This window comes from Caballeronia sp. GAWG1-5s-s, from assembly GCF_023631445.1.
Taxonomy (GTDB): Bacteria; Pseudomonadota; Gammaproteobacteria; order Burkholderiales; family Burkholderiaceae; genus Caballeronia.
Genome location: NZ_JALQDC010000001.1, coordinates 261,301 through 282,102, shown reverse-complemented (window position 1 = coordinate 282,102; position 20,802 = coordinate 261,301). Strand labels below are relative to the sequence as shown.

Sequence of the window (20,802 nt, the reverse complement as noted above, 5' to 3'; positions counted from 1 at the left end):
CCGGCGTTTTTGCATCTTGAGGCGGCTATCCTACGATTAGCCGTCGCGTTCGGCGAAGTTGCGTGCGAAAGCGCGTTTTCGCACGTCGCATGCGCGCGGCTGCATCGTCCAAATGGTGGGCGAAAAGCGAAGGCCGCGCGCATTTTCGGGATAATTGGAGCGCGCGAAACTCTCGCGCAGTTTCCTCGAAAAGCGCAGGCCGCCGCGCCTGCCCGATGTGCCGGCTCGCGTTCGCGCGGGCCTGGGAGCCGTTTTGAACACAGAAGCCAATCAAGACTGGGTCGCGCGTTCGCTCGCCGCCGTGTGGCACCCGTGTACCCAGATGAAGCATCACGAGCGCATGCCGCTCGTGCCGATCGCACGCGGCAAGGGCGCGTGGCTCTACGATCCGGCGGGCAACCGCTATCTCGACGCCATCAGTTCGTGGTGGGTCAATCTCTTCGGCCACGCGAATCCCGATATCAACCGCGCGCTCAAGGATCAGCTCGACACGCTCGAACACGCGATGCTCGCGGGCTGCACGCACGCGAGCGCCGTCGAACTGGCGGAGCGTCTTTCGGCGCTCACGCAGAAGACGCTCGGCCACGCGTTCTTCGCCTCCGATGGCGCTTCGGCGGTAGAAATCGCGCTGAAGATGAGCTTTCACTTCTGGCGCAATCGCGGCCAGAGCGAGAAGCGCGAGTTCGCGTGTCTCGCGAACAGCTATCACGGCGAGACCATCGGCGCGCTCGGCGTGACGGATGTCGCGCTGTTCAAGGACGCGTACGATCCGCTGATTCGCCACGCGCATGTGGTCGCATCGCCGGCGTCGGCGGGCGTGGATGCGGCGATCGACGCGATGCGCGCGCTCTTCGCCGAACGCGCGGCGCGTCTCGCCGCCGTGATCGTCGAGCCGCTCGTGCAGTGCGCGGCCGGCATGGCGATGTACGACGCGTCGTATCTCACGCGCCTGCGCGCGCTCTGCGACGAGTTCGGCGTGCATCTGATCGCCGATGAGATCGCGGTCGGCTGCGGGCGCACCGGCACCTTCTTCGCGTGCGAGCAGGCGGGCGTGTGGCCGGATTTCGTGTGCCTGTCTAAGGGCATCAGCGGCGGCTATCTGCCGCTTTCGCTCGTGCTCACGCGCGACGAAATCTACGCCGCCTTCTACGACGACGACATCACGCGCGGCTTTCTGCATTCGCATTCGTACACGGGCAATCCGCTCGCGTGCCGCGCGGCGCTTGCAACGCTCGATCTCTTCGAAAGCGCGAACGTGCTCGCCGAAAACCGACGCAAGTCGGCGTTGCTGCGCGAAGCATTGCAGCCGCTCGCGAAGCACGCGCGCACGCGCAACTTCCGTGAGCGCGGCACGATCTTCGCGTTCGACGTCGATACAGAAGATGCCGCGTTCTCGCGCCGCTTCTTTGCCAACGCGTTGCAGCGCGAACTGCTGATGCGTCCCATCGGCAAGACGGTGTACATGATGCCGCCGTACATCCTCTCGGACGACGAACTCGCGCTGCTCGCGCGGCGCACGCTCGATACGCTCGACGCCACGCTCGCGGAGTGCGCCGCATGAACGACACCACGCAGGCGCTCTACGAGACGCTGAATCAGGGTCTCGCTGATATCGACGCGCGCGGCTTGCGCCGCCGTCGCAGGATCATCGACGGCGCGAATTCCGCGCATATGACCGTCGATGGCCGCGCGATGATCGGCTTCGCGAGCAACGACTATCTCGGCCTCGCGGCGCACGAAGCGATCCGCGCGGCGCTCGCCGAAGGCGCTGCGCTTTACGGCGCGGGTAGCGGCGGTTCGCATCTGCTGGGCGGCCATTCGCGGGCTCATGCCCAACTCGAAGACCATCTGGCCGCGTTCTCGGGCGGCTTCGTCGACGATCCTCGCGCGCTCTACTTCAGCACCGGCTACATGGCAAATCTCGCCGTGCTCACGACGCTGGCCGGGCGCGGCACGCTCGTGTTTTCCGACGCGCTGAATCACGCTTCGCTGATCGACGGCGTGCGGCTTTCCCGCGCGCAGACGCAGATTTATCCGCATGCGGACCTCGCCGCGCTCGACGCCATGCTGGATGCCTCGCGCGACGAGACCGCGACGAAACTCATCGTCACCGACACGGTCTTCAGCATGGACGGCGATATCGCGCCGCTCGCGGGTCTCGTCGAACTGGCGGAGAAGTACGGCGCGTGGCTCGTCGTCGACGATGCGCACGGCTTCGGCGTGCTCGGCCCGCAAGGTCGCGGCGCGCTCGCGCACTTCGCGCTGCGCTCGCCGCATCTCGTCTATGTCGGCACGCTCGGCAAGGCGGCGGGCGTCGCGGGCGCGTTCGTCGCGGCGCACGCCACGGTCGTCGAATGGCTCGTGCAGCGCGCGCGTCCGTATATCTTCACGACGGCCGCGCCGCCTGCGGTCGCGCATGCGGTATCGGCGAGCATCGCGCTCATTGCGGGCGATGAAGGCGACGCGCGACGCGCGCATCTCGCTACGCTCATCGACACCACGCGCGCCATGCTCAAGCGCACGCGCTGGCTTCCGGTGGATTCGCAAACGGCGGTGCAGCCGCTCGTGATCGGCGGCAACGACGAGACGCTCGCCATCGCCGCCGCGCTCGACGCACAGGGCCTTTGGGTGCCCGCCATTCGACCGCCGACGGTTCCGTCCGGCACGTCGCGCCTGCGCATTTCGCTTTCCGCCGCGCATAGTCGCGAAGACCTCGACCGTCTCGGCCACGCTTTGAATACGCTTTGAACACGCTATGACCGCTTTATCACTTTTCGTCGCCGGCACCGATACGGAGATCGGCAAGACCTTCGTCTCCTGCGCGCTGCTTCACGGCTTCGCTCGCACGGGCCTTCGCGCCGCCGCGATGAAGCCGATCGCGTCGGGCGCCGTCATGCGCGACGGCATGCTGCACAACGAAGACGCCGATCAACTGGACGCCGCCGCGAGCGTCGCGCTGCCGCCCGACATGCGCACGCCGTTCATGATGCGCGAGCCGATCGCGCCGCATATCGCGGCGGCGCGCGAAGGCATCGCGCTGGATATCGGGCGCATCGTGGATGCGCACCGCGAGGCTTCGACGCGCGCGGATATCGTCGTGGTGGAAGGCGTCGGCGGCTTTCGCGTGCCGCTCGACGAGACGCACGACACCGCCGATCTCGCCGTCGCGCTGAATGTGCCGGTGGTGCTCGTCGTCGGCATGCGGCTCGGCTGCATCAGCCATGCGCTCTTGACCGCCGAAGCGATTGCTGCGCGCGGGCTGACGCTCGCGGGCTGGGTGGCCAATCGCGTCGATCCGACTATGCTGTATCCCGACGAAAACATCGCCACGCTCAAGCAACGCATTGCCGCGCCGCTTCTGGGCGTGATTCCGCATCTCACGTCGCGCGATGCGGCGCGCGCCGCCGATCATCTCGACGTGCCCGCGCTGCTCGACACGCTTCATCTCAAGGACTGAACTCACATGACGCAGACTCTCACTGCCGGCACGGCTCAACACGCCCAAGCACACACGCCGACGCAAGCGCCCGCGCGCTGGCGCGTCGCCGATGTCGTCGCGCTCTACGAACTGCCGTTCAACGATTTGCTGTATCGCGCGCAGACCGTGCATCGCGAGCACTTCGATCCGAACGCCGTGCAGCTTTCCACGCTGTTGTCGATCAAGACGGGCGGCTGCGAGGAAGACTGCGCGTACTGCCCGCAGTCCGTGCATCACGACACGGGCGTGAAGGCCGACAAGCTGATGGAAGTCGATGCCGTGCTGAAGGCCGCCGAAACCGCGAAGGCCAACGGCGCGACGCGCTTTTGCATGGGCGCGGCGTGGCGCAATCCGAAGGACCGTCATCTGGAGCCGATCAAGGAAATGATTCGCGGCGTGAAGGCGATGGGCTTGGAGACGTGCGTGACGCTCGGCATGCTGGAGTCGCATCAGGCGCAGGCGCTGCGCGATGCGGGCCTCGATTACTACAACCACAACCTCGACACGTCGCCGGAGTTCTACGGCCAGATCATCTCGACGCGCACGTATCAGGACCGCCTCGATACGCTGGAGCATGTGCGCGATGCGGGCATCAACGTGTGTTGCGGCGGGATCGTGGGCATGGGCGAATCGCGTCGCGAGCGCGCGGGTCTGATTTCGCAGCTCGCGAACATGGAGCCGTATCCGGAGTCGGTGCCGATCAACAATCTCGTGCAGGTGGCGGGCACGCCGCTGACCGGCACCGAGGCGCTCGATCCGTTCGAGTTCGTGCGCACGATCGCGGTGGCGCGCATCACGATGCCGAAGGCGATGGTGCGTCTGTCGGCTGGCCGCGAGCAGATGAACGAGGCGTTGCAGGCGCTTTGCTTCGCGGCGGGCGCGAATTCGATCTTCTACGGCGATCAACTGTTGACGACGAGTAATCCGCAGGCGGAAGCGGACCGGAAGCTCATCGAGCGGCTGGGAATGCGGGCGGAAGCGGCGCACGAAACGGCGGCGCGGCACTGCGGGGATTGAGCGTTAAGCGCGGGGCTTGCGTCGGTGCTCGCGAGCCCCGCGGGGGTTTTATTTTTTGTCGGCGACGATCTGATCAAACGTCCCGCCGTCCGCAAAATGCGTCTGCTGCGCCTTCTGCCAGCTTCCAAAAACCTGCTCCACCGTAAACGTCTTCAGCGGCTTGAACTCGCTCGCATGCTTTGCGAGCACGTCCGCGTTACGCGGCCGCAGATGATGCTGCGCGATGATCTCCTGCGCCTGCGGCGTGTACAGGAAGTCGAGATACGCCTGTGCCTCCTTGCGCGTGCCCCGCTTGTCCACCACCTTATCGACGATCGAAACCGGCGGCTCCGCGAGCAAGCTCGACGACGGATACACGGCGTCGAAATCCTTCGCGCCCGCGCCCGCTTCTATCAGCCCCACTTCGTTTTCGAACGTCACGAGCACATCGCCGATGCCGCGCTGCGTGAACGTCGTCGTCGCGCCGCGTCCGCCCGTGTCGAGCACCGGCACGTTCGCGAAGATCGCCTTCTCGAAGTCCTGCGCCTGCGCGTCGGTCGCGCCCTGCTGCTTCTTGTAGCCCCACGCCGCGAGATACGTGTAGCGTCCGTTACCCGATGTCTTCGGATTGGCGATGACCGCCTGCACGCCGGGCCGCGCCAGATCGCTCCAGTCCTTGATGTGCTTCGGATTGCCGTGGCGCACGAGGAACACCATCGTGGTGGTGTACGGCGCGCTCCCGTTCGGCAGGCGCGTGCGCCAGTTGGCCGGCACAAGCTGAGCGCGCTCGGCGAGCAGGTCGATGTCGTTCGGCTGGTTCATCGTCACCACGTCCGCCTGCAAGCCCTGCATCACCGACAACGCCTGCGCGCTCGACGCGCCATGCGACTGCCTCACCGATACGGTCTCGCCGGTGCGCTTTTTGTAGTCCGCGACGAAGGCCGCGTCGATGTCCTTGTATAGCTCGCGCGTCACGTCGTAGGAGACGTTGAGCAGCGTGGTGTCCGCGTGCGCGACGCCCGTCGCCATCATCAATGTCGCGAGCGCGATTTGCCTGAATGCCGCCATGATTTCCCCGTAATCAGAAAGCGAAAGGCCGCTCGAAGGCGGCCATGTATGTTATCGGATGCGCTTAAGCAGCATCAGCCATACGCATGTTCACGCTGCAATCGCTCGCGCTCGGCGTTCGCCTCGGGCGGCGCGTAATGCGCGAGCGTATCGACGAGATACTTCGCGTGCGGCCACGGACCGAAGCCCGCCGCCGTGTTGATGTGCCCGGCATCGCCGAAATTCACGAACGCGCTGCCCAGATGCTGCGCGAGATTGCGCGCCCGGTCGATCGGCATCCACGGGTCCGTCTCGCTGCCGACCACGATCGACGGCACGGCAAGTCGCTGTGGCTCGAACCGGCCCGCGAGCCGGAACTTGTCGGGGCTTGCCGGCGCGACCAGCAACACGCCGGTCACCCGCGAGAGTGCGCGGCTACGCGCACGCCTGAACGCATGCGCGACCGCCAGACAGCCGAAGCTGTGCGCGGCGAGCACGGCGGGCCGCTGCAACGCGTCGAGCCGCGCTTCGACGGCGCTTGCCCACTCGTCGAGATGCGGCGCGTCCCAGTCGGCCTGCTCGACGCGCGATGCTTCCATGTATTGCCGCTCCAGCCAGCTCTGCCAGTGCGCGCCTTCGCTGCCGTGCAGTCCGGGCACGGTCACGAGCACAGGCCGCCGCAAGGGTTCGTCGTTCATGTTCATGCGTGCCTCGGCTGCATTCGGTTCAGGCTTCATTCTCGCGTGATGCAGCGCGGCCGCGAACGATTCAATCGTCATTTGGTTATTCGCAGCCGCACGCCGAGCGCGCCGTCACCGTAAAATGTCCCGAATCGCCGCATCGTCGCCACAGGGAGGCCGTATGTCCGATCTACCCGATGAATCCGCCGGCCGCTTCGAGCACGCGGACCATTCGAGGACGCAACGCACGCTGCAGCCGTTCCATCTCGCCTTTCCCGTCACCAGTCTAGAGAACGCCCGCGCGTTCTACGGCGAGTTGCTCGGCTGTCCCGAAGGACGCAGTTCGCCCGAGTGGGTGGATTTCGATTTCTTCGGGCATCAACTGGTCGCGCACCTTTCGCCCGACGAGGCACGCCCCGCCGCGAAGAACGCCGTCGATGGCGACGCCGTGCCGGTGCGCCACTTCGGCGTCGTGCTCTCGATGAGCGACTGGCACGCGCTCGCCGAGCGTCTGAAGGGCGTGGGGACGAAGTTCATCATCGAGCCGCATATCCGCTTCAAAGGCGAAGTCGGCGAGCAGGCCACGATGTTCTTCCTCGATCCGTGCGGCAACGCGCTCGAATTCAAGGCGTTCAACGACATCGGCCAGTTGTTCGCCAAGTGAGCCGCATGAAGATCATCTTCTACGAGCAACACACGGACACGGACGCCTGGCTGCGCGACTTCGCGCGCGAACTGCCGGAAGCGGACGTGCGCGTCTGGCAACCGGGCGACACCGCGCACGCCGACTATGCGGTCGTGTGGCGCGCGCCGCGCGAGCTCTTCGCCGATCGTCCGGATCTGAAGGCCGTGTTCAATCTCGGCGCGGGCGTCGATGCCATCCTCGATGTCGAGCGCAAGGAGCCGGGCACGCTGCCGCCCAACGCCATGCTCGTGCGTCTGGAAGACACCGGCATGGCGCAGCAGATGGTCGAATACGCGACCTATGCCGTGCTGCGCTTCATGCGCCGCTTCGACGAATACGACGCGCTGCAACGCGAAGGCCGCTGGCAGAAACTGCCGCAGCATGCGCGCAAGACCTTCACGGTCGGCGTGCTGGGCTTGGGCGTGCTCGGCGCTGAAGTGGCGCGTGCGCTGGTCGGTCTGGGCGTGCCGGTGCGCGGCTACAGCCGCACGCCGAAGGTCATCGCTGGCGTCGAAGTTTTCGCCGGCCCCCAGCGATTCGATGCCTTTCTCGACGGCGCGAAGGTGCTCATCAACCTGCTGCCGCATACGCCGGATACCGAAGGCATCCTGAATGCTCGCGCGTTCGGCAAGCTCGCGCGCGGCGCGTATCTGGTGAACGTGGCGCGCGGTCCGCATGTCGTCGACGCCGACTTGCTCGCCGCGCTCGACAGCGGGCAGTTGTCCCGCGCGATGCTCGACGTGTTCCATGCCGAGCCGCTGCCCGCCGATCATCCGTTCTGGCGGCATCCGCGCGTCAGCATCACGCCGCACATCTCGGCGGAGACGTTGCGCGAGGAAAGCGTCGTGCAGATCGCCGCGAAGATTCGGGCGCTCGCGCGTGGCGAAGCGATCAGCGGCATCGTGGATTTCGAGCGCGGTTACTGAATCGCGCGAGGGCTTATAACGGAGACAGCCATGCTTCCCACCAAAGTGAAAATCGTCGAAGTCGGACCGCGCGACGGTCTGCAGAACGAGAAGGAATTCGTCTCGACGGAAACAAAGGTCGAGCTCGTGAACCGGCTCGCGCGCGCGGGCGTCGTGAATGTCGAGGCGACGTCGTTCGTATCCGCGAAGTGGGTGCCGCAAATGGCCGACGCCGCCGGCGTCATGGCCCGCATCGAGCGCCGGCCGGGCACCATCTACTCCGTGCTCACGCCGAACATGCGCGGCTTCGAGGGCGCGCTCGAAGCGAAGGCCGACGAAGTCGTCATCTTCGGCGCGGCGAGCGAGGCGTTCTCGCAGAAGAACATCAATTGCAGCATCGCGGAGAGCATCGCGCGTTTCGAGCCGGTCGCGAAAGCCGCGAAGGAAGCCGGCATGCGGCTGCGCGCGAGCATTTCGTGCGCGCTCGGCTGTCCGTATCAGGGCGAAGTGAGCGTGGCGTCCGTAGTGGATGTGGTCGAGCGGATGAAGGCGCTCGGCTGCGACGAGATCGATATCGCCGATACCATCGGCGTCGCCACGCCGAAGCGCACGCGTGAAGTGGTCGCGGCGGCATCGAAGGTGTTTCCGCGCGAGCGTCTGTCGGGCCACTTTCACGATACGTACGGCCAGGCCATCGGCAACATCTATGCGGCGCTGCTCGAAGGCATCGAGATTTTTCATGCGTCGGTGGCGGGGCTCGGCGGCTGTCCGTACGCGAAGGGCGCGACGGGTAATGTGGCGACCGAAGACGTCGTGTATCTGATGAACGGGCTCGGCATCGAGACCGGCGTGAATCTCGATGAACTCGTCGAGATCGGCGATTTCATTTCGCGCGCAATCGGCAAGCCGAGCGCCTCGCGCGCCGGCCGCGCGTTGCTGGCGAAGAAAAAGAGCGGCGAAGTCTGCGTCTAAGCGTGTCACGAAGAGAAACTCCATGATCGAACCGACTCCTATCGAAGCCCTGCCCGACTCCGCGCGCCGCGTCGCGTTGCTGTTGCAGGAGCGCGGTCATCCGCATCCGGTCGTGATGCTGCCCGAGACCGGCAAGACATCGGCGGAAGCGGCGGCCGGGCTCGACTGCTCGATCGCGCAGATCGCCAAGTCGATTCTTTTTCGCCGCCGCGAAGACGATGCGCCCGTGCTCGTGATCGCGAGCGGCGCGAATCGCGTGGACGAAGCGAAAGTCGCGGCGCGCGTCGGCGCACTCGCCCGCGCGGACGCCAAGTTCGTGCGCGAAAAGACCGGCTACGCGATCGGCGGCGTGTGCCCGATCGGGCATGCGGTCGAGCCGGTCACGTTGATCGACGAAGACCTGCTCGCGCTCGACAGCCTGTGGGCCGCGGCCGGGCATCCGCATGCGGTCTTCAACCTGTCGCCGCAAGAGTTGATCGATCTGACGGGCGCGCCGGTCGCCGATGTCGCGCTGCGCGAGACGGCGGCGCAATGAACGGCGTGCCGTCGCCGTGCGTCGACGTCTGCCGCATGAACGCGCAAACGGGCTTTTGCGATGGCTGCTTTCGCACCATCGACGAGATCGCCGAATGGAGCGCGTATGACGACGCCGCGAAACGCGGCGTGCTCGCGCGCATCCCGAGCCGCAGGCAAGGCGCGCGCGTCGTGATGCTGGGCGAATCGTTCGAGGCGACGCTCGCGCTGCCGGCCGATTCCATCCGCGAATTCGCGGCGCTCGTCAACGATACGAACCCGCTGCATCACGACGAAGCCTATGCGCGCGCGAGCCGCTTCGGCGCGCTGATCGCGTCCGGCACGCAGCCGACCGCGCATCTCATGGCGATGATCGCCGACCACTTCGCGCGATATGCGCAGCCGCTCGGCCTCGAATTCGGCATCAAGTTGACGCGCGCCGTGAAAGCCGGCGACGTGCTCACCATGCGCTGGCAAGTCATTGAAGCGAAGTGGAAAGCGAGCCTCGGCGGCGACCTGACGAAGCTCGAAGGCGGCGCCCGCAATCAACTCGGCGAAACCGTGATGAAGGCGACGGCGACCATCGTCGTCATGCCGAAGGAGACCGCGCCTTGAACGCGCTACCCGACTCCATGACCGTTTTCGAGCGCGGCTGGCTCTCGTCGAACAATGTGCTGTTCGTCGGCGACGAAGGCGCGGCGCTCGTCGATACCGGCTACGTTTCGCATGCGCCGCAAACGTTAGCGCTCGTCAGGCAAAAGCTCGGTCCGCGCCGCCAGCTCGATCTGATCGTGAATACGCATCTGCATTCGGACCATTGCGGCGGCAACGCGCTGCTTCAGCAAACGTATGCGTGCGACACGCTGATCCCCGCGAGCGAAGCCGACGCCGTGCGCGAATGGGACGAGCACGCGCTCAGTTTCAACGCCACCGGCCAGCGGTGCGACCGCTTCGGCTTCACGGGCACCATCGCGACGGGCGCGACGCTCATGCTCGGCGGACTCGCATGGTCCGTGCTCGGCGCGCCGGGACATGACCCGCACTCGCTGATGCTCTACTGCGCCGAGACGCGCGTGCTCATCAGCGCCGACGCGCTGTGGGAGAACGGCTTCGGCGTGATCTTTCCGGAGCTCGAAGGCGCAAGCGGTTTCGCCGAAGAACGCGCGGTGCTCGAACTCATCGCGCGGCTCGACGTCGGTCTCGTGATTCCCGGCCACGGCGCGCCGTTCACGGACGTGGCGCGCGCGCTCGATGTCGCCTCGTCGCGGCTCGACTACTTGCAGGCCGATCCCGCCCGCAACGCGAAGAACGCGCTGAAGGTGCTGATCGTCTTCAAGCTGATGGAAGTGCGCGCGATGAGCTTCGACGCGCTCTTTGCGACCACTGCAACGGCGCGCGCCATGCGCGCCGCCGCGAATGCGCTTGCCGCGCCGGGCGAGCGCCGCGCGTTGCTGGAGAGAATCGTCGGGGAACTCGCGCAGGCGGGCGCGGTGAAGGTGAACGCGGGCGTGGTGGCCCTCGCGTGATAAATGCGCGGGCAAAAAGAAAGCCGCTTGTCAGCTACGGCAAGCGGCGAACATAGACGTGATCAACGTCGAGTCGATCGTAACCCGACGATATACCCCGTGCATCGGTGCTTTCCCTACAGATGGTTGACGCTCGCTCGTCATGCGTCTGTGTCGAAAAACGCGAGCATCTCGTCGATCAACGCATCCGGCTGCTCCTCGGGAATGTAATGCCCGCACGGCAGCGCGCGGCCGCTCACGTCGCGGGCCACGCGCCGCCATTCGGCGAGCGCGTCGAAGCATCGCTCGATCACGCCCTGTTCGCCCCACAGCACGCGCAGCGGACACGCGATCTTGAGCCCGCGCTCGCGATCGGCGCGATCGTGTTCCAGGTCGATGCTCGCGGACGCGCGATAGTCCTCGCACATCGCGTAGACCGCGCCCGGCTGCGCGAGCGCATCGCGGTACGCCTGCAACGCATGCGGCGCGAACGGCGCGAGGCCCGCATGGCGATTGCCCATCACGCGGTCGATATACGCGTTCGGATTGCCGCCGATCAGCAGTTCCGGCAGCGGCGACGGCTGAATCAACAGGAACCAGTGGAAATACGCGGTCGCGAACTCGCGGTCGGTCGCTTCGTACATGGCGAGCGTCGGCGCGATGTCGAGCAGCATCAGGCGATCGACGACGCCGGGAAAATCCATCGCCATGCGATGCGCGACGCGCGCGCCGCGATCATGCGCGCACACGAGAAAGCGCTCGTAGCCGAAGTGCCGCATGACGGCGACCTGATCGGCGGCCATCGCGCGCTTCGAATACGGCGCGTGCTGGTCGTCGCTCTCGGGTTTCGCCGACGCGCCGTAGCCGCGCAGATCCGTCGCGATCACCGTGAAGTGGCGCGCGAGAACGTCGGCGCACTTGTGCCAGATCTCGTGCGTCTGCGGATGGCCGTGCAGAAGCAGAAGCGGCGGACCGTTGCCGCCCTTCACGCCCGCGATCGCGACGCCCGCGGCGTCGACGCTAAACGGCTCGTAGGCTGCGAATGACATGGTGAGTTCTTGTTGTCGCGGTGCAGGTCATTGTAGGCGTGGCGCTTGGAATGCTCACTCGACGAACGCCCGAATTGCCTGAAAACCGAGGATTCACTCGGATTTGCCCCGATCAAAAGCAAGCTCGCGCTGCCTATAATCGAACGATCGTTCCTATTCATCGCTTCGAGGCATGCTTACGCTAGCGTCGAACGAGATGACACATCAGGAGACTCGTCTCATGGCCCTTCCCGCCGTCCTGCAGAATCTCGCGCTTCCCGTCATCGGCTCGCCGATGTTCATCGTCAGTTACCCCGAACTCGTGCTCGCGCAATGCAAGGCGGGTATCGTCGGCTCGTTTCCCGCGCTGAACGCGCGGCCGGCCGAACTACTCGACGAATGGCTCACGCAGATTCAGGCGTCGCTCGCCGAGCACAAGGCGGCGAATCCGGATGCAGTGGTCGGACCGATCGCGGTGAACCAGATCGTGCATCAGTCGAACGCGCGGCTCGAACATGACGTGCGCGTGTGCGTCGAGCACAAGGTGCCGATCTTCATCACGAGCCTGCGCGCGCCGGTCAAAGAGATGATCGACGCCGTGCATTCGTATGGCGGCATCGTGTTGCACGACGTCATCAATCTGCGGCACGCGCAAAAGGCGCTGGACGCGGGCGTCGACGGGCTGATTCTCGTCGCGGCGGGCGCGGGCGGGCACGCGGGCACCACGTCGCCGTTCGCGCTCGTCGGCGAAGTGCGGCGCATTTTCGATGGACCGATCGTGCTGTCGGGATCGATCGCCAACGGCGGCTCGATTCTCGCTGCGCAGGCGATGGGCGCGGACCTCGCTTACATGGGCACGCGCTTCATCGCAACGCGCGAGGCGCATGCGCTCGACAGCTACAAGCAGGCAATCGTCGATTCGACCGCGGCGGACATCATCTACACGAATCTTTTCACGGGCGTGCACGGCAACTACATTCGCCGGAGCATCCTGAACGCGGGGCTGGACCCGGACGCGCTGCCCGAATCCGACAAGACCGCGATGAATTTCGGCGATGGATCGAGCAAGGCGAAGGCGTGGAAGGACATCTGGGGCGCGGGCCAGGGCGTCGGCCTGATGCACGACACGCCGAGCGTCGCCGAACTGGTCGCGCGGCTGAAAGAAGAGTATGAGGAGGCGAAGAGGCGGCTGGCGATTCGTTGATTCTCCGCTTCTGGGGTCGTCTGCAAAAAAACACCGCGCACTCGGCGCGGTGTTTTCTTTTGCGGCCTTGGCGCTCCGCTTAAAACTTCGCGCGGATGCCGACGCCGAACGTATCGCCCGAAGACATGCCGGTGTACTTGTCGTTCAGGTACGCGGCGTACACGTCGGTGCGCTTCGAGAGCGGATAGTCGTAGCCGACTGCCCAGCTCTTGTGCGTCTGGTCGAGACCGCCGTTGCTGCGCGAGTACGCGTACGACGCCATCACCGTGCCGGGGCCGACCGGCACCGTCACGCCGCCCTGCCCCGTGTTGACGTGAAACGAGGTCGGTTCGATGTCGTTCTTCGTGTACATGTACTGCGCGAAGAACTTCACGTACTTCATGTCGAACGACGCCCCCAGTTGCCCGACGCTCTGGCTCTTGAAGCCGGGAATCGTGAAGGCATTGGACGTCGGCAGATCGCCCGGCGTGTTGTTGAAGTTCACGTACTGATAGACGCCGGTCGCCGCGAACGGGCCGTGGAAGTACAGGAACTGCGCGCTGTACTTCTTCGAGCGGTTGTCGCCGGCGCTGTTGCCGAACGCGTACATCGCGCTGCCGGAGAGGCCGTTGAAGTCAGGCGTCGTGTACTGCACGGCGTTGTTCCAGCCGGAGTCGCCCGTCACGCCCTGATCCGTCGTGTAGGTCGGGAACGTACCCTGGCCGAGGAAGACGTGAGCGACCATCGGCGAGAACACGTACGAGTCGACGAACGGGTTGAACAGAATCGTCGAGACGAAGAGTTGCGTGGTCAGGCGGCCAGCGGTGAACGTACCGATCGGACCTTGAATGCCGACATACGAGTTACGGGCGAAGAACGTGTCGCCGTCGAAGCGGCCGTAGCGACCGTTCTGCGCGCGGAAGAAGCTCTCGAGCGTGAAGATCGCCTTGTAGCCGTTGCCCAGGTCTTCGGCGCCCTTCATGCCCCAGTACGACGTCGACATGCCGCCGCCGCTGACGTTCCACGCGCGCTGGCCGCCGGGAAACTTGGTGGCGCCGACCCATTCGTCGACCTGGCCGTACAGCGACACGCTGGATTGCGCGTGAGCAGCGCCCGCGGCGAAAAAGCCGATCATCGCTGCGACTGCGGTGGCCCTGACCGCCGCTTTCAGCGTGTTGCGCGGCGCACGGTTGACGGTTGGCATCTTGAACTCTCCTGTCTTTGTCGAAAATTAAAAGCGTGGCGGGCGAGGAACCTGGGGCTCACCTCGTCTGACCGGCGTAATGGGCTTCTGACGAGAGGCATCGCGTGTGGAGCGGCACCATCTTTACGGACCATTTCTCCGGTCAAAAATGTTTATCGTTATTGCGGGTATAGCGTTTCGAGTACTCCGTCATGCGAGCGTCGATCGCGACGCTCATGCTTTTCGCACGCCGCCCGCATCGCACGGCTGCGAACCACGCGATGCGACCCACCGGAAAGCAGGCGCGGCGCGCCTTCCGACGCGATGAAAGGAGTTTCGAAACAAAGGGAAGCGCGCAATGAGCCGAAGGCCGCATTGTCCTTGCGCGGAAAAAAGAGGGGAACGTCTGACAGGAAAAGTGACGCCTTATTGTGGCGAGATTACGTCACCGCGACATGCGGGCTGGACGCGCCAATTGTTTTTCGTTAACCAGGACGAAACAAGACGAGGCATCGGGCCGCGCGATCGAGAGACGCGCGTGGGCGGGGCGGGCCGCTCAGTTGCGGAAGTTCGACGCGGCAGGCGTGCGGCCGTCGTCCGACGGGCGGCCCTGCGGACGGGGCACGTTGCGTTCTTCGTTATAGCGCGTGATGTCGGCGCGGATGGAGCCTGTGCCGTGGAACGGCGCGGCCTGCTCGCCGCGCGGCGTCGGGCGCATCTCGGCGCTCACGGGGGTCAGCCCTTCCTTGGCGGCGATCGGCGTGGCATGCAGAGACTGGCGGCTCGCGGCCGAATCCTCGAACACGGCCGACGACAGCCATTCCGCACGCGGCCCCGCCAGCGCGAGCGATCCTGCCGCCGCGAGCCCAATCAGCGCGGTGGAAGCGAGAAACCGAGTCGTCTTGCGAAAGCCTGTGGGCGCCATGTCAGAACTGCCTGCATCCAGCACGAGTATTCATCCGTTCGAGCGCAGCCATAGCCGCTTACGGAGGCGCGAGCCGTCGTCGATGTCTGCACACCACTATCGACGCGAACGATGAGCCCATCGCCCGACCAGCGCATCCAATAATTTATTAACCTTCGCGCGAGCCGTCGAGCCAAAAAGTGTTAGGTCCGCGCGATGGTTGTAACACCATGTTACGTCAGAGTTTTTTCGCTTCGCCGTCCTTATTTGCGAGCAGATTCATAGGACGATAGCGCCGTTCTCTGCGAGCAGGCGCGGCCTGAAAGTTGCTGCGCTTCGCCACGGCTTCGCCCGTTTTCATGCGAAAGCGGAATCAATCGATCGAAGAAATGAATTTGCCAATTCAATCGACCGCAGGCGAAAATCATGGTTTTCCCTGACGCGACGTTAGCCGGCCAGACTGTCCGGCGCGCCCGAGTGCGAGACTTCCTAGATGGCACGGCCCAAACTCCTTCCTGACAACTTCACGCTTGCGCTGATCGGCACCGTCATCATCGCCAGCTTGCTGCCGTGCCGCGGCAGTGCGGCGGTCGCGTTCAACTGGATCACCGACATCGCCATCGGGCTGCTGTTCTTCCTGCACGGCGCGAAGCTTTCCCGGGAGGCGATCGTCGCCGGCGCGACGCACTGGCGTCTGCATTTGCTCGTGCTGCTCAGTACCTTCGTGATGTTCCCGCTGCTGGCCGTCGCGCTCAAGCCTGTTCTCAGTCCGCTCGTCACCCCGGCGCTGTACACCGGCATCCTCTTTCTCTGCACGTTGCCGTCCACGGTGCAGTCCTCCATCGCATTCACTTCGATGGCGAAGGGCAACGTGCCGGCCGCCGTGTGCAGCGCGTCGGCCTCCAGCCTGCTCGGCATTTTCATTACGCCCGCGCTCGTCGGCGTGCTCGTCAGCAATCACGGCGCAACCACCGGCTCGCCCTGGCACACCGTCGGCAATATCGTGCTGCAACTGCTCGTGCCGTTCATCGCCGGGCAATTGCTGCGTCCGGCCATCGGCAAATGGGTGGACCGCCACAAGCCGGTGCTGAAGTTCGTCGATCAGGGCTCGATCCTGCTGGTCGTCTACGTCGCATTCAGCGAAGCGGTGAACGAAGGCATCTGGCATTCGATTCCTGTCTCGGCGCTGGCGGGCCTGCTCGTCGTGAACATCGTCCTGCTTGCGGCCGCGCTCTTCATCACCGCGTTGAGCGCGAAACGGCTGGGCTTCGGCCGCGCGGACCAGATCACCATCATCTTCTGCGGCTCGAAGAAGAGTCTGGCGTCCGGCATTCCGATGGCGAAGGTCATCTTCGCCTCCCACGCCGTGGGTGCGGTGGTACTGCCGTTGATGCTCTTCCACCAGATCCAGCTGATGGTGTGCGCCGTACTCGCGCAGCGTTGGGGCTCGCGCAGGACTGCCGCCGAGCCCGTGCGCGAAGGCAAAACCGTCGGGGCGCCCGCCCGCCGTTGACCGCTGCATCGTCTTTCTCCGCTTCGAACAGGCCGCCTCGTGCGGCCTCTTTGTCATTTGAGCCGAAGCCTCCTTCGACGTCGACTCGGCCGAACGGCATAGGCAAAACAACCTGATCGTTGGCAGCATCACGCGACAGTCGAATGCCCGAAGTCCGGCGCTTTTGCCTATGCCATTCGGCCGAGTGTCAATCGGGTACATGACTTGCCACACTGCGGTCATAACTCGCATAGGCGAGCACGGGGAAAGCCATGAACAGCACATCACTTATCCATGAACTTCTGCTGCAAGGAGCCGGTTATCGCGGCGATCCGGCATTGCGCGGTCGTGCGCGTCGTCGGGCTCTGTCCGCGCGTCGCATGCCGCGGCTGCGGTGAAGCTGCGCGCGAATGGATAGGGAGAGCATTGAATGGCCGCGCTCAAGACTCGCGTTTCGCCGTCGCAGCACAGCGAGCCCTCCGCTCAAGGCACGCCGGAAGCCACATGGCAGAGTTGGGGACGGCTCGGCGCATTGCCGGAAGTGCATCCGAGCGATCTCGTGCCGCCCGGCGCACGCGCAGTCGTCGTTGCGCCGCATCCTGACGCAGAAGTTCTCGGAACAGGCGGATTGCTCGCGCAGCTATCGGAGACCAGCAGGCACCTTCTGATCGTCGCGGTCACGGACGGTACCGCAAGCCACCCGAATTCCACCGAATGGACGCCGGAGCGCCTCGCCGCCGTTCGCCCGATGGAAACGCGCGAAGCGTTGCAGCGGCTGCATCTGCGAAACGTGCAGGTAGCGAGGCTCGGCCTGCAGCATGGCAGCGCGCAGCACATGGAGCCGGGTTTGTCGGGTTATCTCGCCAGCCACTTGCAACCGGACGACATCGTCTTCGCGACGTGGCGTCACGACGGCCATCCGGATCACGAGGCGGTGGGACGTGCCGCGTTCTCGGCCGCCACGGCGCTCGGCTTGCCCTTCGTGGAAGTGCCGCTTTGCACGTGGGACTGGGCGTCCCCCGACGATACCCGCGTACCGTGGAGCCGTGCCCGCAAGATCGTGCTCGACGAAGCAACGCTTGCGCGGAAGCTGCGAGCGGTGCAGGCTTTCCGCAGCCAACTGGAACCGGATACGGCGACAGGACAGGCGGCGGTGCTACCGGAACATGTGCTTGCGCGGCTGACGCGGCCTTATGAGGTCGTGCTGATTTGAGCGGCACGCGACGGTGCGGAGTTGCGCGAGTCGGGAATCTTGAGCTAACACGACGGATCAGGGCACTCAGGCTGCGCCGCTTTCGACGGCAAGCTCGAGATCGCGTCTTTCGCTCGATCCGGGCGTGGTCAGCGGTCAATGCTGACCTGCGAGCGAGCTTTACGCAGCCCGCTCGGACCGAATGCGGCGCCGACGCAGGCGACGGTTTCGCCGGCACTGTGCCTGCGGCTTGGGGAGCCGTGAACTCATATGGGTCTGACCCGCGCGACGCGTCCGCGAGCAACGCAGGCACGTTCGGATGCCGCGACAAGTCCGCGGTTGCGTCCGTTCGTTCGTACAGCCAAGGCATGACGGCGACTAATGCGCTCACAAGTTGGGTCCGACACGACGCGCGCCACGATGCTGTGTCGCCGGCGAACCGGACATCATGAGCGAACGCGCAGCGCAGAGCACGTCATCGCTGCCGCGTTCAAGGAGCCCTGCAGGCTGACGCGGGCCGCGCGCGACGGTACCGACCCGCAAGCGCACCGCACGCCGCGCCACGCGGTCCGACGACCAAAAACGCTCGCCCTTTTACTAAACAACCCCTTCAACCCCAACGCCCTTTCCCACAAGCCTTAGTGGTTTCCTCTAAGCGCTCCCGCACGCGTCGCGCGGGCACTTTTACTATACAATCCGCCCCCACAAGCGCCGCATATGCCGCGCGCTCTCGCCTCATCCTAGAGAACAACACGATGGCCACTACCATCCGCGATGTCGCACGCGCGGCGAGCGTCTCCATCGGGACGGTTTCGCGTGCGCTGAAGAACCAGCCGGGTTTATCGGAGGCTACCCGCGTGCGCGTCGTCGAAGTCGCGCAACGCCTCGGCTACGATTCCGCGCAGTTGCGCACGCGCATCCGTCGCGTGACCTTTCTGCTGCATCGGCAGCACAACAATTTCGCCGTCAGCCCGTTCTTCTCGCAAGTGCTCCACGGCTTCGAAGAAGCGTGCCGCGAGCGTCGTCTCGTGCCGTCCGTGCTCACCGCCGGACCGACGCAAGACCTCGCGCAGCAAATGCGGCTGCACGCGCCGGACGCCATCGCGGTCGCGGGCTTCGTCGAACCGGAACTGCTCGCGCATCTGCAGTCGCTCGCGCGTCCCATCGTGCTCATCGACTTGCGCGCGCCCGGCTTTCGTTCAGTCGACATCGACAACGCGAAGGGCGCGGCGCTCGCCATGCAGCATCTGTTCGCGCTCGGACGGCGGCGCGTCGCGTTTATCGGCGGGTCGCTCGCGCATCACAGTATCGCGCAGCGGGCGCTCGGCTATCGCAAGGCGTATTTCGACGCGGGCCTGCTCTTCGATCCGACGCTCGAAATCACCGCGCAGGCCGGCGTGCCCGCCGATGTCGCCGCAGCCGACGCGATGGAGCGCCTGATCGCCGAGACGCGCGCAAAATCGAGTGCGCTGCCGGACGCGGTTTTCGCCTATAACGATGCAGCGGCCCTCGCGGCCATGCGCGTCTGTCTCGCGCACGGTTTGCGCGTGCCGGACGACATCGCGTTCGTCGGCTTCGACGACATTCCCGCCGCCGCTCACAGCGCGCCGCCGCTATCGACGGTCGCCGTGGACAAGGAAGCGCTCGGGCGGCGAGGCGTCGAGTTGCTGCTCGACGATCATTCGACCTCGCCGGATCAGGCCGACTCGCTGATGAGCGTGGAATTCATCGCCCGCGCGAGTTCGGGCGCGAAAGAGGAGCACCGCACGCCATGAACATGACCGCTTCAGCCGCCGTCGCCGCCGTCGTCTCGGGCGAAGCGCCGGAAGGTGGAATCGACTTCCGCAGCCGCGACTTCCTGCTTTCGCACGTCCGCGACACGCTGGCCTTCTACGCGCCGACCGGCCGCGATCCGTCCGGCGGCTTCTTCCACTTCTTCAAGGACGACGGCACCGTCTACGACCGCACGACGCGCCATCTCGTCAGCAGCACGCGCTTCGTCTTCAACTACGCGATGGCGTATCGCCACTTCGGCGATGCGCAATTCCTCGACGACGCCCGCCACGCGTTCCGTTTCCTGCGCGACGCGCACTGGGACACCGCGCACGAGGGCTACGACTGGGAAATCGAGTGGCGCGACGGCCAGAAACGCACGCTCGACGGCACGCGGCATTGCTACGGGATGGCGTTCGTGCTGCTCGCGTGCGCGCATGCGGCCATGGCGGGCATCGACGAAGCGCGGCCCATGATCGACGAAACGTTCGCCCTGATGGAACGCCGCTTCTGGGACGCCGAAGCCGGTCTCTACGCAGACGAAGCCACGCCCGACTGGCACCTTTCGGACTACCGCGGGCAGAACGCGAACATGCACGCGACCGAAGCCTTGCTCGCCGCGTACGAGGCGACCGGCCACGTGCTGTACCTCGACCGCGCCGAGAAGATCGCGGGCAACGTCACGCTGCGGCAGGCGCGGCTGTCGAACGGCCTCGTGTGGGAGCATTTTCACCGCGACTGGTCGGTGGACTGGCATTACAACGAATCGGACAGCTCGAACATCTTCCGGCCGTGGGGCTTTCAGGCGGGGCATCAGACTGAATGGGCGAAGCTGCTGCTCATTCTGGAACGGCATCGCGCGCTGCCGTGGCTCGCGCCGCGCGCCATCGAGCTGTTCGACGCGGGCTTTTCCCGCGCATGGGACGACCAGCACGGCGGCCTCTACTACGGCTTCGGCCCCGACGACAGCATCTGCGATCACGACAAGTACTTCTGGGTGCAGGCCGAGAGCTTCGCGGCGGCGGCGCTCCTCGGCGCGCGAACCGGCAGCGAACGCTTCTGGGACTGCTACGACGAACTCTGGCGCTATAGCTGGGCGCATTTCGTCGATCACCGCTACGGCGCGTGGTATCGCATACTGACCTGCGACAACCGCAAGTACGGCGACGAAAAAAGTCCCGCCGGCAAGACCGACTACCACACGATGGGCGCGTGCTACGAAGTGCTGAACGCGCTCGCCTCGCCGCACAACTCACGGTAAGCACG

General features: G+C 65.3%; 20 protein-coding genes. 15 read left to right on the top strand and 5 right to left on the bottom strand.

Annotated features, from left to right (window positions below):
- Positions 1-253 precede the first annotated feature (253 nt).
- Genes NCR34_RS01335 through bioB form a run of 4 tightly spaced genes read left to right on the top strand, consistent with a single transcriptional unit; the run spans position 254 to position 4,495 of the window.
- Positions 254-1,561: an adenosylmethionine--8-amino-7-oxononanoate transaminase gene (locus NCR34_RS01335; protein ID WP_250498906.1), complete on the top strand. Its 1,308-nt coding sequence runs from the start codon at positions 254-256 to the stop codon at positions 1,559-1,561.
- The gene (bioF, locus tag NCR34_RS01330; protein WP_248320902.1) at positions 1,558-2,748 is read left to right on the top strand and encodes an 8-amino-7-oxononanoate synthase; all 1,191 of its coding nucleotides are present in this window, start codon (positions 1,558-1,560) and stop codon (positions 2,746-2,748) included. Before NCR34_RS01335 ends, bioF begins: the two co-directional genes overlap by 4 nt.
- Before the next feature lie 7 nt (positions 2,749-2,755).
- Positions 2,756-3,457 carry a dethiobiotin synthase gene (bioD, locus tag NCR34_RS01325; protein WP_248320901.1) on the top strand — a complete coding sequence of 234 codons (702 nt, stop codon included), beginning with the start codon at positions 2,756-2,758 and terminating at the stop codon, positions 3,455-3,457.
- A 6-nt stretch (positions 3,458-3,463) separates the two neighbouring features.
- Positions 3,464-4,495: a biotin synthase BioB gene (gene bioB, locus NCR34_RS01320; protein WP_248320900.1), complete on the top strand. Its 1,032-nt coding sequence runs from the start codon at positions 3,464-3,466 to the stop codon at positions 4,493-4,495.
- A 48-nt stretch (positions 4,496-4,543) separates the two neighbouring features.
- Here bioB and NCR34_RS01315 read toward each other — a convergent pair whose 3' ends face one another.
- Positions 4,544-5,542: a sulfate ABC transporter substrate-binding protein gene (locus NCR34_RS01315; RefSeq protein WP_175938987.1), complete on the bottom strand. Its 999-nt coding sequence runs from the start codon at positions 5,540-5,542 to the stop codon at positions 4,544-4,546.
- Positions 5,543-5,616: 74 nt separating this feature from the next.
- Positions 5,617-6,225 (bottom strand): RBBP9/YdeN family alpha/beta hydrolase, encoded by a 609-nt coding sequence (locus NCR34_RS01310; protein WP_248322374.1) that lies wholly within the window; start codon positions 6,223-6,225, stop codon positions 5,617-5,619.
- A gap of 157 nt (positions 6,226-6,382) precedes the next feature.
- Here NCR34_RS01310 and NCR34_RS01305 point away from each other — a divergent pair, with 157 nt between their 5' ends.
- The 6 genes from NCR34_RS01305 to NCR34_RS01280 are packed head-to-tail and all read left to right on the top strand — an operon-like array spanning position 6,383 to position 10,802.
- On the top strand, positions 6,383-6,865 hold the full coding sequence (locus tag NCR34_RS01305) for a VOC family protein (protein WP_206467350.1): 483 nt from the start codon (positions 6,383-6,385) through the stop codon (positions 6,863-6,865).
- A gap of 5 nt (positions 6,866-6,870) precedes the next feature.
- A complete protein-coding gene (locus tag NCR34_RS01300; protein ID WP_248320899.1) occupies positions 6,871-7,812 on the top strand; it encodes a 2-hydroxyacid dehydrogenase in 942 nt (313 codons plus the stop codon).
- 30 nt (positions 7,813-7,842) lie between these two features.
- Entirely contained in the window at positions 7,843-8,763 is a 921-nt protein-coding gene (locus NCR34_RS01295) for a hydroxymethylglutaryl-CoA lyase (protein ID WP_248320898.1), read from the top strand.
- Positions 8,764-8,785: 22 nt separating this feature from the next.
- A complete protein-coding gene (locus tag NCR34_RS01290) occupies positions 8,786-9,298 on the top strand; it encodes a YbaK/EbsC family protein (RefSeq protein WP_175938982.1) in 513 nt (170 codons plus the stop codon).
- A 35-nt stretch (positions 9,299-9,333) separates the two neighbouring features.
- Positions 9,334-9,891 carry a DUF1289 domain-containing protein gene (locus NCR34_RS01285; RefSeq protein WP_248322373.1) on the top strand — a complete coding sequence of 186 codons (558 nt, stop codon included), beginning with the start codon at positions 9,334-9,336 and terminating at the stop codon, positions 9,889-9,891.
- Positions 9,888-10,802, top strand: a complete 915-nt coding sequence (locus tag NCR34_RS01280; RefSeq protein WP_250498905.1) for an MBL fold metallo-hydrolase — start codon at positions 9,888-9,890, stop codon at positions 10,800-10,802. Before NCR34_RS01285 ends, NCR34_RS01280 begins: the two co-directional genes overlap by 4 nt.
- A gap of 140 nt (positions 10,803-10,942) precedes the next feature.
- Here NCR34_RS01280 and NCR34_RS01275 read toward each other — a convergent pair whose 3' ends face one another.
- Entirely contained in the window at positions 10,943-11,830 is an 888-nt protein-coding gene (locus NCR34_RS01275) for an alpha/beta fold hydrolase (protein WP_250498904.1), read from the bottom strand.
- A 220-nt stretch (positions 11,831-12,050) separates the two neighbouring features.
- Here NCR34_RS01275 and NCR34_RS01270 point away from each other — a divergent pair, with 220 nt between their 5' ends.
- Entirely contained in the window at positions 12,051-13,013 is a 963-nt protein-coding gene (locus tag NCR34_RS01270) for an NAD(P)H-dependent flavin oxidoreductase (RefSeq protein ID WP_250498903.1), read from the top strand.
- A gap of 79 nt (positions 13,014-13,092) precedes the next feature.
- On the opposite strand, the gene NCR34_RS01265 is transcribed toward NCR34_RS01270, so the two are convergent.
- Together NCR34_RS01265 and NCR34_RS01260 are read right to left on the bottom strand one after the other, a co-directional pair.
- Positions 13,093-14,196, bottom strand: coding sequence for a porin (locus NCR34_RS01265; RefSeq protein ID WP_206467342.1), 1,104 nt, complete (start codon positions 14,194-14,196; stop codon positions 13,093-13,095).
- 535 nt (positions 14,197-14,731) lie between these two features.
- Entirely contained in the window at positions 14,732-15,100 is a 369-nt protein-coding gene (locus NCR34_RS01260; RefSeq protein ID WP_250498902.1) for a hypothetical protein, read from the bottom strand.
- Positions 15,101-15,572: 472 nt separating this feature from the next.
- Here NCR34_RS01260 and NCR34_RS01255 point away from each other — a divergent pair, with 472 nt between their 5' ends.
- From NCR34_RS01255 to NCR34_RS01240, 4 genes are all read left to right on the top strand, one after another.
- Positions 15,573-16,592 (top strand): bile acid:sodium symporter family protein, encoded by a 1,020-nt coding sequence (locus tag NCR34_RS01255; RefSeq protein ID WP_250498901.1) that lies wholly within the window; start codon positions 15,573-15,575, stop codon positions 16,590-16,592.
- 409 nt (positions 16,593-17,001) lie between these two features.
- Complete coding sequence (locus NCR34_RS01250) at positions 17,002-17,784, top strand: PIG-L deacetylase family protein (protein ID WP_250498900.1); 783 nt, start codon at positions 17,002-17,004, stop codon at positions 17,782-17,784.
- Positions 17,785-18,518: 734 nt separating this feature from the next.
- Positions 18,519-19,538 carry a LacI family DNA-binding transcriptional regulator gene (locus NCR34_RS01245; RefSeq protein WP_250498899.1) on the top strand — a complete coding sequence of 340 codons (1,020 nt, stop codon included), beginning with the start codon at positions 18,519-18,521 and terminating at the stop codon, positions 19,536-19,538.
- A gap of 2 nt (positions 19,539-19,540) precedes the next feature.
- On the top strand, positions 19,541-20,797 hold the full coding sequence (locus NCR34_RS01240; RefSeq protein ID WP_502800034.1) for an AGE family epimerase/isomerase: 1,257 nt from the start codon (positions 19,541-19,543) through the stop codon (positions 20,795-20,797).
- The last annotated feature ends 5 nt before the right edge of the window (positions 20,798-20,802 follow it).